Raw genomic sequence first — 15981 nt, 5'->3', positions numbered from 1 at the left:
AGCGCATGCGCCGAGATTTGCATGAGAACGGTGACTTAGAGCGTCAAGCCGCCCTGCCCGGTCGCAATCAGCGCGCCGAGGATGCCGCTGCGGGTATTCTCATTGTGCTCCACGATAACCTCTCGCGCCAGATCGGAATCCCGTTTGCGCAGAGCCGCCACGATGCGATGATGATCGACATTGGTTTCCGGATTGATGTCGCGAACGCGCGCGCCCATGTAGAAAAGTCGCGCACACTCCTCAAGATGGCTCATCACCAGCGAATAAAGGCGAGGATTGCGAGACCCCCGAGCAATGGCGGAATGGAACTCCTGATTGGAATCCACGAAAGTCTTCGTGCTGATCTCCTCGCCAATCACGTAGCTGACATCCGCCAGCTGATCGAGCGCATCGAGATCTTCATTGGAAAGGTTCTTGGCCGCCAGCGCCGCCGCCGTTCCTTCCAGCATGCCACGAATGGCGAAGAGGTCGTTCATATCCTTCACGGTGACAGGCGTGACGCGGTAACCCCGGCGCGGATAGGCTTCCATGAAACCCTCAACGCAAAGCCGTGCCAGTGCTTCGCGCACCGGCGTTTTGCTGACGGAGAGCTGCTCGGCAAGCTCCGGCTCGGACACATCCATGCCCGGCGCCAGCTCTCCGGTGATGATGCGCTCCCGCAAAATCGCGTAAGCCTTCTCGGTCAGAGACTTGCCGCGCTTCTCCCCCAACTCATCCGCTTTGTTCAAAGCCAATCTCCAGTTTTGCGTCTACGCCATGCATTCGTGCCCGCAGCGCCAACATAGGTCACTCATCCGGGCATTGCTATGCACCGATTGCGCCATGGCCTTATCACCAACAGAACTTTGACAACCGACGACGCACTGATATACTACGTAATATATTTAACAGATACAATCCTCGCATCCGTTCACGCCGCAGGTATCGTCTTGTCAGAAATTTTGGTCATCAATCCCAACAGTTCCGTCTCTGTAACGCGCTCCATGGAGGCCTGCATCGGTCTCGTCCGCGATGCCACACGCCACAGCATCCGGTGTACGGAACTTGCCAAATCCCCACCGGGTATCGAGACAGACGCCCATGTCGGTCAGGTCATTCCCAACATTATCGAAGCTGTAAACGAGGCCTCAGCCGATGCCTTCGTGCTCGCCTGCTTCTCGGACCCCGGCATTACCACAGTCAGAAAAGCGACGACACGACCCGTGGTCGGCATTGCCGAGGCCGCCTATTTGGCAGCGCTTGGCCTCGGCGAGCGCTTCGGCATCATCTCGCTCGGCCAATCCTCTATCGACCGGCACCTGCGCTATCTGAAACATCTCGGCTTCGACGGTCGCCTTGCTGGAGACCGCTCTATCGACAAGACGGTGGTGGAATTGATGGCGGGAGACGTCGTGGAAATCGTCTCACGCACGGCGAAGGTGCTGCGGGATGAGGATGGTGCCGATGTCATCATCCTCGGCTGTGCGGGTCTTGGCGGATACCGCCGCGCGCTCGAAGAAACCCTCGGGCTTCCCGTCATCGATCCGGTTCAAGCCGGCGTGGCGCTGGCATGTACAACATTGGACCTGCAATATGGAAGGCATGCATCATGAGTTATGATATCGTGATAACCGGCACCGTGGTTCTGCCGGACCGGCCACTAGAGAATGGCTGGATTGCCATCAAAGGGGGAAAGATCGCCGCCATCGGCTGCGATGATATTCCAGACGCAGCCGAGCGGTTCGACGCTGGCGAAGACCTGATTATTCCCGGCGTCATCGACGGCCAGACCCATGCTTGCAGCTATGGTGGACTGCCCGGCATCGCATCGACCACGCGCTCGGCGGTGGCTGGTGGCATCACCACCATCGTGGATATGCCCTATGACAATCCCGATCCGCTGAATTCCGTCGCAAGGCTGAATGCCAAAATCGACGCAATCAACAAGCATGCGCATTCCAACGTCGCACTTTACGCCACCGTGACGCCCGAACAGTCCACCGAAGAAATCGAGGGGCTGATTGCCGCGGGCGTGGTGGCCTTCAAGATTTCGACCTTCGAAAGCAGCCCCACGCGCTTTCCCCGCATCTCCTCCAACCAGACGCTGGAAATCTTCTCAGCCCTTGCCGATACCGACATTCCGCTTGGCGTGCACAATGAAGATCAGGAAATCGTGCGCGCTCACATCGCCGCCGCCAAGGCCACCGGTCGCGATGGCATCGAGGCACATTCCGAAAGCAGGCCACCAGCGGCGGAAATGGCCGCAACAGCACAGTTTCTGGAACTGGGTGCAGCCGCAGGCGCCCATGCGCATATCGTCCACCTGACGACGACGCGCGGCTTCGACATCGTGGAAAACTACCTGCTGGACGGCTTCCGTGCCACCGGCGAACTCTGCGTGCACTATCTATGGCTAGACCCGGACATCGACGGGCCAGAGCTTGGCGCAAAAATGAAGGTCAACCCACCCATCCGCCCCGGCCAGATCGAGGCGCTTTGGGAAGACGTGGCGGACGGCCGTGTCGCTTTCGTCAGCTCCGACCATTCCAGCTGGCCGGTCGACAACAAATTCACGCCGTCCATTTTCGAGGCGGGCGCTGGTGTGCCGGGTCTCGAAACCCTGCTTCCGGCTTTCTACACCGGCGCAGAAATGCGCGGTTACGATGCTGCAATAATGACGGTCGAGCAACTCTGCGAACGGCCCGCCAAGTTCTTCGGCCTCTGGCCCGAAAAAGGCGCGCTTCGCGTCGGAGCCGATGCCGACATCGCGATCCTAAAAGCTGAACCGCAGATTTGGGACTCATCAAAAGCCCATGATGAGCTGTGCTGGAGCCCCTTCGATGGGCGCGAGTTTTCGGTTCGCGTGGTGCGCACCTATGTCGGCGGCAAGCTGGCCTGGGATGGCGCCGACATCGTCAACGCAGCCGGTGACGGACAATACGTCTCTCGCGGCACATCCAGCTGGTTTGAGAACTAAGGAGAACGAGATGCCATTGATCAACAACCAGACGTCAGGCGTTTTCGTCATCGCCTGCACACCCTTTACCGATGATGGCGCAATCGATGTGGCCAGCGTCGATAGCATGGTGGATTTCTACTACAACAAGGGCGCTGACGGTTTGACGATCCTTGGCATGATGGGCGAAGCGCCGAAGCTGACACAGGCCGAATCCATCGCCATCACCCGCCAGACGCTTGCGCGTTCGGGCGACAAGCCCGTGGTCGTCGGTGTGTCGGCACCGGGTCTGGCCGCGATCGGTGAATTGACGAAAGCCGTTATGGACTTAGGTGCCGCTGGCGTCATGGTCGCACCGCCATCCAGCCTGAGAACCGATGAGCAGATTATCGGCTATTACCGCAATGTCGTCGAGACTGTAGGCACCGACGTTCCGGTCGTCCTGCAGGATTTCCCGCTTGTCACAGGCGTGCAGATTTCCTCGAAAACGCTCGGCACCATCTTCGAAGCGCATCCTAGCATCGTCATGCTCAAGCATGAGGATTGGCCGGGACTGCAAAAGATCACCGATCTGCGTAATGCCGAAACCAAGGGTCGCCGCCGGACTTCGATCCTCTGCGGCAATGCCGGTGTATTCCTGCCGGAAGAAATGCAGCGTGGAGCCGATGGCGCAATGACCGGTTTTGCCTATCCAGAAATGATGGTGGAGGTCTGCCGCCTGAGCAATGAGGGGCGTTACGACGCTGCACAGGACCTGTTCGACGCCTATCTGCCGCTGATGCGCTACGAGCAGCAGCCGGGCCTGGGCCTCGCCATCCGCAAATACGTCCTGGCCAGGCGTGGCGCGATCTCCAGCGCTGCCCAGCGTCGTCCGGGCGCATCTCTCAACGCACAGGCCATCACTGAGGTCGAACGACTGATCGAGCGCCAGACCCGCAAACTCGAGGCATTGAAATAATGGATTTTCTGATTTCCGGCAAAACCGCCCTCGTTCTTGGCGCAAGCCGTGGCTTAGGCGCAGCCATCGCCAAGGGGTTGGCCGCTGAAGGCGTCAAGGTCTTCGCCGCCGCCCGCAATGTGGGTACGATGGAAAAGACCGACAACATCACGCCACTCACAGTCGATCTCTCGGACGAGACATCCGTCGCTGCGATGATCGCGACCGTCACGGCAGCGGGTGGTGTCGATATTCTCGTCAACAATTCGGGTGGCCCCAAGGCCGGACCGGCTGCTGGCCAATCCAAAGAAAGCTGGGCCAGCGCCTTCGACAGCATGGCAACCTCCATCTTCACCGTGACCGACGCCATGCTGGAAGGCATGGTCGCCCGCAAATGGGGCCGCATCATCACCATCGGCTCCTCCGGCGTCGTGCAGCCCATTCCCAATCTGGCCCTTTCCAACGGCATTCGAGCGGCGGTATCCGGCTGGTCGAAAACATTGGCTGGCGAGGTTGCCCGTCACGGCATCACCGTCAACATGATCCTGCCCGGCCGGATCGATACCGACCGCGTGCGTGAACTCGACGCGGGCAAGGCAGAGAAGACAGCCAAGACGGTTGAAGCCGTGCAGGAAGCCTCTCGTGCCGAAATCCCGGCGGGACGTTACGGCAAGCCGGAAGAGTTTGCTGCAGTTGCGGTCTTCCTTGCAAGCGCGCAGGCAAGCTATGTAACGGGTTCGGCCATCCGGGTGGACGGCGGCATGATCAAGGGGTTCTGATCAGAATGGTTGATTTCGACAAGGTTGTTGAGCGTCGCGGCACCGGAAGCTCCAAATGGAGCAAATACGGACCGGATATCCTGCCCATGTGGGTGGCTGACATGGATTTTCCATCTGCCCCTGAAATTGTCGATGCCATTAAATCCCGTCTGGAACATCCGTGTCTCGGTTACGGTGTTGCGCGTGACGAGTTGCGCGCCTGCATCGTAGCCGATCTGCAAACCAAATATGACTGGACGATCACGCCTGAAGACATCGTCTTCCTGCCGGGCGTCGAGCCCGGCTTCAACATGGCGCTGAAGGCCATGCTTTCGCCGGGCGATCGTGTGCTGGTGCAAACACCGGTGTATCGCCCGATCCTCAATGCCCCCGGCCATTGGGACATGAAGCGCATTGACGCGCCGTTGGTCGCCACCGATGGTGGCTACAAGATCGATCTGGACGATTTTTCCGCCAAGCTTAAGCAGTCTAAAGCCTTCTTGTTTTGCAATCCGCAGAACCCCACTGGCAAAGCCTTCACGCGTGACGAAGCAGAAGCAATTGCCAGGCTTTGCGAAAGCAATGACACGCTGATCATCTCCGACGAAATTCATTGCGATCTGCTGTTTGACGGCAGAAAGCATGTCCCCATCGCTTCTCTGTCATCTGATGCCGCAAGCCGGACGATCACGCTGATGTCAGCGGCAAAGACCTATAATATCGCTGGCTTGAAGACTGCCTTTGCCATTGTTCAAAACAGAGAGATGCGCGAAAAATACGTGCAGTATCGCTTGGGCATGGTCGACAGCGTCAACATACTCGGCCTAGAGGCCACCTTGGCAGCCTATAGCCATGCGGATGTCTGGAAAACGGAAATGTTGGCCTATATCCAATCCAACCGCGATTTCCTCTCGCAAGAGATCGCCACACGCTTTCCACGCATACGGATGATAGAGCCTGAAGCGACTTTTTTGGCTTGGCTCGACTGCTCGGCGCTCAACCTCCCGACCGATCCACAAAGCTTTTTCCTAAAACACGGCAAAGTCGGCTTCAGTGCTGGCTCCGAATTCGGTGCAGAGTTTTCCGACTACCTGCGAGTCAACTTCGGCTGCCCCCGCGCGCTTCTTGAAGAGGCTCTCAACAGGATGGCGCGAGCATCGAATTCTTAAAGGATTGATGCCAACTTACGACGGCCCAGTAGCGAATATGGTCGATTTTTCGCCGATGTGGCCTTGGCGGCCTGATCAATGGTATCGGCGATAACCGGGGGCTGCGTGATGAACAAAGCGTGGTTTACCGACACCTTGGTGATTTTGGCGCCGATGCGCTCAGCCATGTGGATCAACATAGCCTGATCGAAGGCCTTGTCTTCACTGGCACTAACGGCCCAGCTGGGCTTGGTGCGCCAGGCGGCATTTTCGAGCTTGGTGCCAAACGCCGACATATTGATCGGAACTTGCGCGTCCACTCACCATCATCCATCTTCGCGCGCTCGCGATATCCAAAGTTACATACTAGCAGTGCACGCCTCAAATGAACGCCCGAACAAAGGCTGCATGGTAGTTACGAGTGTCCGTTTGGACGAAGCTGTAGGGGCGGTTGTTCTGAGCTTGCCAACAAGTGCTGTGCCATCTCGTGTCTTCAAAGACGTAGCTGCCGAATACATCAACTCTTTGAATTCGTTCAAAGTGACGCCATCGGCTCGCATGACTGCGAGGATCAGCGGATCGCCAAAGATTTCAGCAAGCGTCATCTCGTTTGTCGTGTGGTTCATCGCAGTCTCCTTTCGACCAGTCCCCCCTCCTGCAGCGGCCGATTGCTTGACAGGCCTAAGGTGGGGTGTTACCAGTAAGTAACATTCGAATAGTTACCGACCGGTCACACCCATGTCAACACCGCTTCAGGATAAAAATGAAACCCGAGAAATCTGATCATGCTCCCGAACAGAAGATTGCACCTCGTGACCGGATCGTATCGACGGCCTGTCAACTGTTTCGCGAACATGGGATTCGCGGGATAGGTGTTGATGCCATCGCAGAGGCCGCCTCGACCAACAAGATGACGTTGTATCGACATTTCGGCTCCAAAGACGATCTCGTCTGTGAAGCGCTAAAGCACAGTTCTCAAGCGCTCGAAAAAGTCTGGGCAGATCTCGAAACAGAGAACCCGGGTAATCCCAAGGCTCAGCTTGCGGCTTGGGTAAAAGCACGCGCGCAATGTCTTTCCAACGAGCCTTATGGATGTGATTTGGCCAATGCCGCCGTGGAGCTGAAAGAGCAAGGACACCCGGCGCATGCGATAATAGAAACGTTGAAGATGGAACAGCATTCCCGGCTCGTCGATCTTTGTCGTTCGACAGGTGTCAGCGATCCGGAACTTTTGGCTGATACGCTATCAATGCTTTTGGAGGGCGCGCGCGTCAGCAAACTTGCCGTCGGCAAGGAAGGCCCGTCGATGCGGTTTACGCGTGCGTGTGAAGCGGCGATGGTCTCGTTCGGTCTCGGTGTAGACGCGTCCTGAATTCGGCTGTAGCACGGTCACGAAGGAAGTAATATCGAGAGCGCATGGCGCGTAGAACGCGCCGCGCATCAGGAAGCCGGAGCCTTCGAAATTCACGTAATGAAGCTTCTCTCCATCCAGTAAACGCTGGCCTTGCTATCACGGATCACCGCGCCGTCTTCCTAGCTGTCCGATAGACGGCGAATGGTTCCGAGAGCGTCGTCTGCATGCTGCTTCATTGGCTTTGGTTGGGAAGCCCTTGAGCTACCAATCGCTCTTCCGGCCTCTTCCACTCTATCCCCGTGCCATCGGTCGCAGCAACGTCGAGATGGGCAATTTCGATAGATCGTAAAAAATTGAAATAATGGAATTTTTTCTTACGGACTTTTCCGATTTGAGCCTTCGACGTCTCTGACGCCCGCGCGTCAGCTATAGTTTGAGTTTTTGTGTTCCGATCGCTTTTTGATTGCGCGGACTGAGGCGGTGGGCCGAAATCACCGGCCACCGTCACCCTCGCGCAGAAGCCGCCCCCGCCAACTCATCCGCCCGCTCATTCCCCAAAACGCCCTGATGACCCTTGCACCAAGCCACCGTCAAAAGCGGGTTTTCTGCAAGCCTGGCATCCAGCATTTTCCACAGGCCGGCGTCTGGGATGGTGCGGTTTCGGGCTTTCGGGTTGGGGTTGTATCGCTTCCAGCCGTTGTTTTTCCAGATTGGGCGCCAGTGGTTGCAGCCTTCTACGACGTGCGTTGAATCCGACCAGATTGTTACCTTGAGCGAAGGTGCGTGGGTGGTTGCCCATTCTGCGGCTTTCAGCGCGGCTATCAGTTCCAGGGTGTTGTTTGTCTTGGCCGCGAAGCTGCCGGATTGGGTGGCGAGCGTCTGGCCATTGTGGAGAGCGACGAAGGCCCAGCCGCCTTTTTCTTTTGCTGCGTCGCAGGAGCCATCGGCGAAAATGTCGATATTGCCGGATTCTGATTGGCCGGGTTGCGCAAGCAAGTTTTTATCGTCTGTCATCGGTAACTGCATTTCTTATTCGCACAAAAGGAACGGGATTACCCAGCACAGGATTGCTTCGCCGTCCATAAGCACAGCCGTTTTTCTCGATTGGCAGCACCCTGCACTCCGTGCGATGCTGGTTTTATCCGGGGTTCATCCGGGTGCGGATATGACGAACGGAAATGGCGGCACCTGCGATGAGCCAGATGAGCGAATGGTCTTGGGAGTCCTTGCGTCAGAACTATCTGACGGTGCCGACCCTGTTGCGCTCCATACCCGTGGGTATCGTCATCGCTGCCGGGGTTTTTGCGACGACGTGGACGCATACGCTTCTCAGCGACCATCAGGACATGGTCGTGCACACCTATGAGGCCATCGATACGACGAAGGATGTTCTCATCGCTCTGGATGATGCGGAAACGGGGCAGCGGGGTTATCTGGTCAGCAGCGACAGGCAATATCTCGCACCTTATGAGAAGGCGTTGGGCCGCCTTCAGACGCTGCGGGTCAATCTGCTGAACAGGGTTTCCGATAATGATAGCCAGGTGGCCCGGGTTCGGCAGCTGGGCGTGCTTATCGACGAGAAGCTGGGTGAGTTGAGCCGCTCCATCACGCTGCATGATACAGATGGTGCCGATGCTGCGCGTGCGCAGGAGAGCACATATATGGCAGTCGCGACAATGGATCGCATCCGTGATGTCATCGGGGATATCACCGTCAATGAGCGTAATCTCCTGGAGGTGCGGCAGGCCGAGGTCGAGACCGATGAGTTCCGGATACGGATTGTCGCAATCGCTATCGGGCTGGCCTCATTTCTGACCAGAGCCGGTGTTGAAATGTATCTGACACGGACACGCCGATCAGAATGATTATTCCCTATCGCTGGGGTTGATTATGACGCTCGAAGTTCTATGCCTGCATTCTTGCCGTGATGGCACACTCGGTCCATATAGGCACCATGACAGTTGATTCGAAAATATTCGTTGGGCTCAAGTCCACCCGCAAGAAAAATGCGGTGTCCACCGGCCAAGCCGCAGGCCCAAAATGCCACTGGGATGGCTGCGAGAAGATTGGCACGCACCGTGCCCCTGTCGGCCCGAATGCGGAAGGCCTGTATCTGTTGTTCTGTCTTGAGCATGTGAGAGAGTACAACAAGGGTTACAGCTTTACGACGGCGCCATCCAACGCCGACGTCGCGCGCCTTCAGAAGGAAGCTGCTATCGGCAGCCGCAAGACGATTGGCAGCAGGATCAACCAGTCGAGCGAAATGCCCCTTCCCTCCACCGAGCGCTCCGGTTCTGCCAAGGTGCTCAACGCCCGCAAAACCGCTGCGCAGCGCGAGGCACAGAAAGCCGAACTGCGAAAGCGCAAGCTGAAGGTCTTGGAAGCCAAAGCCTTCGAAACGCTCGGCCTGTCGCACGATGCTACGCCTGAAGAAATCAGAAGCCGGTACAAGAACCGGCTGAAAATGCACCATCCCGATGTTAATCAGGGCAACCGCAACTCTGAAGATGAGCTACGCGCATCCATCGAGGCTTATAAAATTCTCAAGCTCAATGGCTTTTGCTGAGCAGGTTTGGTGAGGCGATAGCATTGCTGTGCGCACATCCTTAAGGAACGGATTCTCTCGTGACTGGTTATTCAAGCAAGCCAAGGGTCAGATATGACCATGCTTTGAATGCAAGATTGGGAGAAGATTATGGATATTCCACAACACACTGTTGTCGCTGTGGCCGATGGCGAGAAGCTGAGCCTGTTCCGGAATGAGGGCGATGCGCAGAATGTGAAGCTGACGGCGCTTCCGGATGCGGACGTGGACAGTTCCAAAATTCCATCCGGCGCGCGTCACGCCAGCAGCTCTGCAAACCCAGATGACAGTCAGCAGGATGAAGATGGTTTCAGCGCCGGTATTGCCGATATGCTGAACAAGAAGGTTCTGGGCGGTAATATCAAAGGGCTGATCGTCGTAGCTGCTCCGCGTACGCTCGGTGAGATGCGCAAAGGTTACCACAAGTCCCTATCGGACGTCCTTTTGGGCGAACTCGACAAGGATTTGACCGGCCATTCGATTCAAGACATCGAAAAAGCACTCGCTGCCGCCTAAAGAGATTATGCTGAAATGGAGCGGTTTAACCGCTCCATTTTTGTTTTCTAACTCCAGAATATTTTCCTAATTTTTAAAGCGCCAGTCCAGAAGCTCTGTCAAAGACATGGACGCGGTCTCGGCTGATGTTTGCCGCAAACGGCGTGTTCGTCCGAACCAGTTGCTCACCATCCACGACAGCCGTGACGTGATGTCCCGCAAGATCAAAGATCACATGCGTCTGCGCACCCGTTGGCTCAACCAGAAGCGTCTGCCCGGATACCGCCACATCACCACTGCCGCCCATAGCGAAATGTTCGGGGCGCAGGCCGATGGTGACGGACTGGCCGCGCTTGACCTTGCGGTCTGGTGAAATGCGGATGGCCGTGCCGTCATCCAGACGGGCGGCAGGTGCGCCCTCTTCTCCATCGACGATGCATTCGATGAGGTTCATGGCGGGGGAGCCGATGAAGGCAGCGACGAAGAGGTTGGCGGGTGTCTTGTAGAGTTCCAGCGGTGTACCCTGCTGTTCGATGCGGCCTTGGTTGAGAACGACCACACGGTCGGCCAGCGTCATGGCTTCGATCTGGTCATGGGTGACGTAGATGGACGTCGTGCCGACTTTCTGATGCAGGGTCTTGATTTCGCTGCGCATCTGCACTCGTAGCTTGGCATCGAGATTGGACAGCGGCTCATCGAACAGGAAGACGGCGGGATTGCGGACCACGGCGCGGCCCATGGCGACGCGCTGGCGCTGACCGCCGGAGAGTTGCGATGGTTTGCGCTCGAGAAGGCTGGCGAGATCCAGCATGCGGGCGGCCTCGGCTACGCGCTCATCGATCACGGCTTTCGGCTGACCCGCGATCTTGAGGTTGAAGCCCATGTTTTCGGCGACAGTCATATGCGGGTAGAGCGCATAGGACTGAAACACCATGGCGATGTTGCGTTCCCGCGGGGTCATCTCGTTGACGACGTTGCCGCCAATCATGATGTCGCCATCGGTGATTTCTTCCAGACCCGCAATCATGCGCAGCAGCGTGGACTTTCCGCAGCCGGAGGGGCCGACGAGCGCGATGAATTCGCCATCGGCAATGTCAAGCGAAATGCCATGAATGACACCGAGCGAGCCATAGGACTTGCGGATATCTTTGAGTTCGACGGATGCCATGTTCTGCTCCTGATCAGGACTTGACGGCGCCAGCCGTCAGACCCGCAATGATGTGTTTCTGTGCTAGGAAAAAGACGATGATGGTGGGCAGGATCGTCATAGTGATGAAGGCCAGAACCAGCTGCCATTCCGTGCCGAATTCGCCGCGATAGACCATAATGCCGAGCGGCCATGGGTATTTCGATTCCGAATTGAGCATGATGAGCGGCAGGATATAGCTGTTCCAGCTTCCCACGAAGGAGACGATGCCAACCGTTGCAATGATGGGGCGCGAGAGCGGCATGGAAATGTACCAGAAGAATTTCAGGTAACCGCAGCCATCCACGAAGGCCGCCTGAAACAGTTCATCCGGCAGGTTTCTGAAATAGTTGCGAAACAGCAGGATGCTCATGCCCAGCCCAAAGGCCACCTGCGGCAGCACGACACCCCAATAGGTATCCAGCAGGCCAAGATCGCGAATGCGGATGAAGAGAGGCAAAATAGCCGTGGCGGCTGGGAACATCAGCCCCAGCAGAAAGTAATTCAGCAGGAAATTGGAGCCGAAGAATTTCACATGCGCGAAGGTGAAGGCCGCCATGGCCGAGACAACGAGTGTGAGGAACACTGTAAGAACGGCAATGACCAGCGAGTTGAAGATTTGCAGCCAATAGCGCTTACCGAAAAGAATATCGCCGTAATTGGACCATTGCCATTCTGCCGGCAGGCCGAAGGGGTTCACGCGCAGATCCCCCAGCGTCTTGAAGCCGCCCAGCGCCGTCGTCAAAAGCGGGACCAGCACGATGGCGGCGATAAGGCCGAGCGATACATAGAGATAGAGCTTCGTTTGCGTGCCCACGCGGATGGATGTGGATGTATCAGTCATGGCGCATGAAAATCCTTTTGTAACCAAAGGCGAGCGTGACGCAAATGATGAACAGCACCACCCCGACCGCACTGCCGAGACCCACCTGCATGCGCATGACGCCGTAGGTATAAAGGAAGGTCACCATGGTTTGCGTGGAGTTGGACGGACCGCCACCGGTGAGCGGCATGATCATGTCGAAGAGCTGAAGCGAGCCGATCACGGCAAAGAAGATGGAAAGACGCACGGTGGAGCCGAGCATGGGCAGCGTGACATAGCGGAACTTCTGCCAGCCGGTCGCGCCATCGATTTCCGCCGCTTCCAGCACGTTCTTGTCGACCGATTGCAGGCCGGCGATGAACAGCATCATATGGAACCCGAAATACTTCCAGACGATAACGGCCAGCACCGCATAGATCGCCACGTCCTTGTCGGCCAACACATAAGGGTTGGCGAAGCCGAAGAAGTTGGAGATGGCGGCGAAGAGGCCGTAGTCGCCATCATAGACAAAGCGCCAGATCAGGCCTGCGGCGACATCAGCTAGGACATAGGGCAGGAAGAAGACGAGGCGGAAGGCGACGACGCCGGGGATCTTATGCGCCAGCATCGTTGCCAGCCAAATGGCCAACGGAATTTGGATGCAGATCGAAATCACGATAATCAGTGCGTTGTTGATCAGCGCCTGCGAGAAGGCAGCATTGCCGAACAGCACCTGAAAGTTCTTCAGCCCGATGAAATCGGTGGGCGCGCCATAACCGTTCCAGCGATAGAGACTGTACCAGGCCGCTTCGCCCATCGGCAGGATGACGAAGAGGGTAAAGAGAAGAAGGGCGGGCGGCAGGAAGATGAGCAGCGTCAAGGCGCGGTCGTGGGCGACCGAGCTTTGTTTGCGCTTCAGCTTCGTCAAGGGTTTGGCCAATGCGGGTGCTGCATTGATGGAAATATTCGTCATCATGTCCGCTTTCGGTTTCACGCGGGGCGAAGGACGCCGCATTCAAGTGGCGGCGTCCTGTCGTTCAGGCGGGATCAGCGAAGCTCGAAGGCATCCTGAATCTGCTGGGCACCCTCTTCGGATGTCATCTGACCCGAGACGATTTCGACGGAGACGTCATTGACGACACGGCCAACGGCTGCACCGAGCGTCTGGTCGAAGAAGTTCTGATGCCAGGTGGACTCGGAAAGCTGCTTTGCAGAACCAGCCATCAGCGGATTGGTCACAGCCTCACTGGCACCAACGGCGACAGGCAGGATCATGCCAGCCTTGGCCATCTTCTTTTCATTCTCGGCATTGGTCAGGAAGGTCGCGAATTCGATGGCTTCCTTGGATGCATTTTTGGTGACAGCCCAACCGTTCAGACCACCGAGCGTATCGGTTGCCTTGCCCGCGCCGCCTTCAACGGCTGGAAAAGCGAAGCGACCGAGATTTTCAGGCGCAAGACCTTTGCCGTCACCGGCATTCTTGCGCTGGTTGGCTTCGGTATTGTCGAAACCGAGGATCATAGCGGCCTTGCCATCACCAAACACGCCGAGTGCCTGCGGCCATGTGGAGCCGAGATAGCCGGGCTGGAAGGGCTCGAGCTTGCCGAATTCCGCCAGTTGTTCGCCAGCCTTGATGATAGCCGGGTCCATGAAGCCTTCGCCCTCGCCCTTGCGAGCTGCATCGAACACCGCCTGCCCGCCATTGCGCATGACGAGATAGCTCCAGTAGAAATGGATCGGCCATTTTTCACCGCCACCACCGGCAATCGGCACGATACCCGCAGCCTTGATGGTTTTGACAGCGTTGCCGAGATCATCCCAGGTCTTGATGTCTTCCGCCTTCACGCCTGCCTTGGCGAAAAGCGCTTTGTTGTAGAAAAAGCTGACGAGGCTGACGCGGTACGGAACGGCCCAGACTTTGCCATCGAAGGACAGACCTTCAATGGATGCCGGATTATAGGCCTTGCGAATTTTGCCGCCATCGGCATCGAACACTTCCGTCAGGTCTTTCAGAGCACCGGTCTTGGACTGCTCCTCCAGCACACCGCCGCCCCAGCTATAGAAGAAGTCGGGAACATCGTTGGATTGCAGCAGCGTCGGCAGCTTTGCCTTGAAGGCTTCGTTTTCCAGGAACTGCAATTGAACATCGACATCAGGATGCTTCGCTTCAAAATCCTTGGCAATCTCCTCCCAGACGGCCACGGACTTCGGATCGAGTTCCACATGCATCCACTTGACGACAGTTGCGGCAGATGCCGCTGCGGTGCCTAACATGAATGTGATGGCTGTGGTTGCGGCAAAAGACATCCACTTGCCGCTCAGGCTTGCGCCTGCGTGCTTATTCGTCATGATGGTAATCCTCCCGGGGACGTTCCTCACCAATTATTCCCCTATGCGGATTAATTCATATAAGGACGCGCTCAATGTCAAGGCATATTGCTGATATTTTCAGCTTTGCGCTTGACACACCCCTATCTGACCCGGTTATTTAATCCGCAATCCGATATAAATACCGCCTCAGACATTGGCTTGATCGCGACTGGAAATCATGAAGACCGCAGACCCGGAACTGATGCGCGCGATCAATCGCCTGAACGTCCTCGATAACGTCCGTCGTCACGGGCCGATTTCACGGGTGGAGATCAGCGAAAGAACGCAGCTTTCCACGACAACCGTCTCAGCCATTACGGCATCGCTGCTGGATGACGGGCTGATTCTTTCGCGGCATCTGGGTGATATCAGGACGGAAGGCGCGCGTGGTCGCCCCCGGGTGATGTTGGAACTCAACCCGGATGCGGCGCGTGTGGTAGGTGCGAAGATCGCGGCGAGCCGTATGGTTTTCGTGGTCACGGATTTCTGCGGCAATGTGCTGTCCACGCTTGCGCTGCCCATCCGCATCGACCGTCAGCCGATTGGTGTGATAGCGGATCTGATCGAGGATGGGGTGCGACGCTGCGTGGTGGATGCCGGTCTGTCGCTGGAAGATGTCGATATGGTCTGCCTCGGCCTGCCGGGCGTGATCGAACACCGGACGGGAAAAATTCGCTCTAGCCCGGTGTTGCGCGAAGTGAATATCGACTTTGCCGATGAGATGACGGCGCGTTTCGGCACGCCGACCATCATCGAAAGCGATGCCCATGCCGTGACGCTCGGCCACCACTGGTTCGGCAAGGCACGCGATCTGGAAGACATGGTGCTGATTTCGCTGGAGCAGACTTTGGGTCTGGGCGTGCTGCACCGGAACGATCTGTTTCGCGGTGCAGGCGGCCTCAGCCACAATCTCGGCGATCTCGTGCTGGTTGCCAGTCCGGAAGGCACGGTGCGGCTTGCCAGTCATGCGGGTGAGAATGCGATTTTGGGTTCACGGCCTGCGGATGGACGGTTTGCGGAAGCCATTCGCCTCGGTCGCGGCATGCAGCATGCGCAAACGCTGGTGTTGGCGCAGGACAATGATCTCATTGCCGCAGCCGAGCGGGCGGGTGCGGCCATCGGGCTGACGCTGGCCAATATCGTCACGCTGTTTGCGCCGCCACGGGTCATCATCGTCGGGTCCAGCCTGGAACTCGGCGCACCCTTCATCGACAGTATCCGCACAGCCTACGAGATCTCCGTGCCGCCTTCCCTGCAAGGTGTGGCGGAACTGGTTTTCGACAAATCGAGCGACGAATTGTGGGCGCAAGGCGCTGCTGCGGTCGCACTTTACGAGCTTTACGAATCGCCGTGGAACACCACGGGTCCGGCTCTCTGAGGAGGGAGCGGGTTCACATCATGACGGGAGAGAG

Annotated in this window: 17 protein-coding genes and 1 pseudogene; 10 read left to right on the top strand and 8 right to left on the bottom strand. The window is 57.3% G+C overall.

The window, feature by feature from the left end; all coding sequences use genetic code 11:
• Positions 1-35: 35 nt before the first annotated feature.
• Positions 36-728 carry a GntR family transcriptional regulator gene (locus tag ABUK73_RS18430; RefSeq protein WP_353578563.1) on the bottom strand — a complete coding sequence of 231 codons (693 nt, stop codon included), beginning with the start codon at positions 726-728 and terminating at the stop codon, positions 36-38.
• 201 nt (positions 729-929) lie between these two features.
• On the opposite strand from ABUK73_RS18430, the gene ABUK73_RS18425 reads away from it, so the two are divergent.
• Genes ABUK73_RS18425 through ABUK73_RS18405 form a run of 5 tightly spaced genes read left to right on the top strand, consistent with a single transcriptional unit; the run spans position 930 to position 5799 of the window.
• Positions 930-1592, top strand: coding sequence for an aspartate/glutamate racemase family protein (locus ABUK73_RS18425; RefSeq protein ID WP_353578562.1), 663 nt, complete (start codon positions 930-932; stop codon positions 1590-1592).
• Entirely contained in the window at positions 1589-2956 is a 1368-nt protein-coding gene (locus ABUK73_RS18420; protein ID WP_353578561.1) for a dihydroorotase, read from the top strand. The genes ABUK73_RS18425 and ABUK73_RS18420 overlap by 4 nt, the downstream gene beginning before the upstream one ends.
• A 10-nt stretch (positions 2957-2966) precedes the next feature.
• The gene (locus tag ABUK73_RS18415; protein ID WP_353578560.1) at positions 2967-3893 is read left to right on the top strand and encodes a dihydrodipicolinate synthase family protein; all 927 of its coding nucleotides are present in this window, start codon (positions 2967-2969) and stop codon (positions 3891-3893) included.
• Positions 3893-4651, top strand: coding sequence for an SDR family oxidoreductase (locus ABUK73_RS18410; RefSeq protein WP_353578559.1), 759 nt, complete (start codon positions 3893-3895; stop codon positions 4649-4651). The genes ABUK73_RS18415 and ABUK73_RS18410 overlap by 1 nt, the downstream gene beginning before the upstream one ends.
• A gap of 5 nt (positions 4652-4656) precedes the next feature.
• Positions 4657-5799, top strand: a complete 1143-nt coding sequence (locus ABUK73_RS18405; RefSeq protein ID WP_353578558.1) for a MalY/PatB family protein — start codon at positions 4657-4659, stop codon at positions 5797-5799.
• Here ABUK73_RS18405 and ABUK73_RS18400 read toward each other — a convergent pair.
• Positions 5796-6095: pseudogene (locus ABUK73_RS18400) on the bottom strand (hypothetical protein); the annotation flags it as partial. The gene ABUK73_RS18405 and the pseudogene ABUK73_RS18400 overlap by 4 nt on opposite strands.
• Before the next feature lie 42 nt (positions 6096-6137).
• On the bottom strand, positions 6138-6404 hold the full coding sequence (locus tag ABUK73_RS18395) for a hypothetical protein (RefSeq protein ID WP_353578557.1): 267 nt from the start codon (positions 6402-6404) through the stop codon (positions 6138-6140).
• 137 nt (positions 6405-6541) lie between these two features.
• On the opposite strand from ABUK73_RS18395, the gene ABUK73_RS18390 reads away from it, so the two are divergent.
• Positions 6542-7150: a TetR/AcrR family transcriptional regulator gene (locus ABUK73_RS18390; protein ID WP_353578556.1), complete on the top strand. Its 609-nt coding sequence runs from the start codon at positions 6542-6544 to the stop codon at positions 7148-7150.
• A 486-nt stretch (positions 7151-7636) separates the two neighbouring features.
• Here ABUK73_RS18390 and ABUK73_RS18385 read toward each other — a convergent pair whose 3' ends face one another.
• Positions 7637-8146: a ribonuclease H family protein gene (locus tag ABUK73_RS18385; RefSeq protein WP_353578555.1), complete on the bottom strand. Its 510-nt coding sequence runs from the start codon at positions 8144-8146 to the stop codon at positions 7637-7639.
• Positions 8147-8310: 164 nt separating this feature from the next.
• Here ABUK73_RS18385 and ABUK73_RS18380 point away from each other — a divergent pair, with 164 nt between their 5' ends.
• From ABUK73_RS18380 to ABUK73_RS18370, 3 genes are all read left to right on the top strand, one after another.
• The gene (locus ABUK73_RS18380; protein ID WP_113089286.1) at positions 8311-8997 is read left to right on the top strand and encodes a CHASE3 domain-containing protein; all 687 of its coding nucleotides are present in this window, start codon (positions 8311-8313) and stop codon (positions 8995-8997) included.
• Between the two features lie 89 nt (positions 8998-9086).
• On the top strand, positions 9087-9698 hold the full coding sequence (locus tag ABUK73_RS18375; protein ID WP_353578554.1) for a J domain-containing protein: 612 nt from the start codon (positions 9087-9089) through the stop codon (positions 9696-9698).
• Between the two features lie 129 nt (positions 9699-9827).
• Complete coding sequence (locus tag ABUK73_RS18370; RefSeq protein WP_353578553.1) at positions 9828-10232, top strand: host attachment family protein; 405 nt, start codon at positions 9828-9830, stop codon at positions 10230-10232.
• A gap of 73 nt (positions 10233-10305) precedes the next feature.
• Here the strand turns inward: ABUK73_RS18370 and ABUK73_RS18365 are convergent, their stop codons facing one another.
• From ABUK73_RS18365 to ABUK73_RS18350, 4 genes are all read right to left on the bottom strand, one after another.
• A complete protein-coding gene (locus ABUK73_RS18365; protein WP_353578552.1) occupies positions 10306-11379 on the bottom strand; it encodes an ABC transporter ATP-binding protein in 1074 nt (357 codons plus the stop codon).
• A 13-nt stretch (positions 11380-11392) separates the two neighbouring features.
• A complete protein-coding gene (locus tag ABUK73_RS18360; protein WP_353578551.1) occupies positions 11393-12241 on the bottom strand; it encodes a carbohydrate ABC transporter permease in 849 nt (282 codons plus the stop codon).
• On the bottom strand, positions 12234-13172 hold the full coding sequence (locus ABUK73_RS18355; protein WP_353578613.1) for a carbohydrate ABC transporter permease: 939 nt from the start codon (positions 13170-13172) through the stop codon (positions 12234-12236). The genes ABUK73_RS18360 and ABUK73_RS18355 overlap by 8 nt, the downstream gene beginning before the upstream one ends.
• A gap of 74 nt (positions 13173-13246) precedes the next feature.
• Entirely contained in the window at positions 13247-14506 is a 1260-nt protein-coding gene (locus tag ABUK73_RS18350; protein WP_353578612.1) for an ABC transporter substrate-binding protein, read from the bottom strand.
• Positions 14507-14747: 241 nt separating this feature from the next.
• On the opposite strand from ABUK73_RS18350, the gene ABUK73_RS18345 reads away from it, so the two are divergent.
• Entirely contained in the window at positions 14748-15947 is a 1200-nt protein-coding gene (locus ABUK73_RS18345) for an ROK family transcriptional regulator (protein WP_353578550.1), read from the top strand.
• The last annotated feature ends 34 nt before the right edge of the window (positions 15948-15981 follow it).

Origin of the sequence: Agrobacterium vacciniicorymbosi, assembly GCF_040427045.1 — a bacterium.
Lineage (GTDB): Bacteria > Pseudomonadota > Alphaproteobacteria > Rhizobiales > Rhizobiaceae > Agrobacterium.
This window is presented reverse-complemented; position numbering and strand designations above follow the sequence as displayed.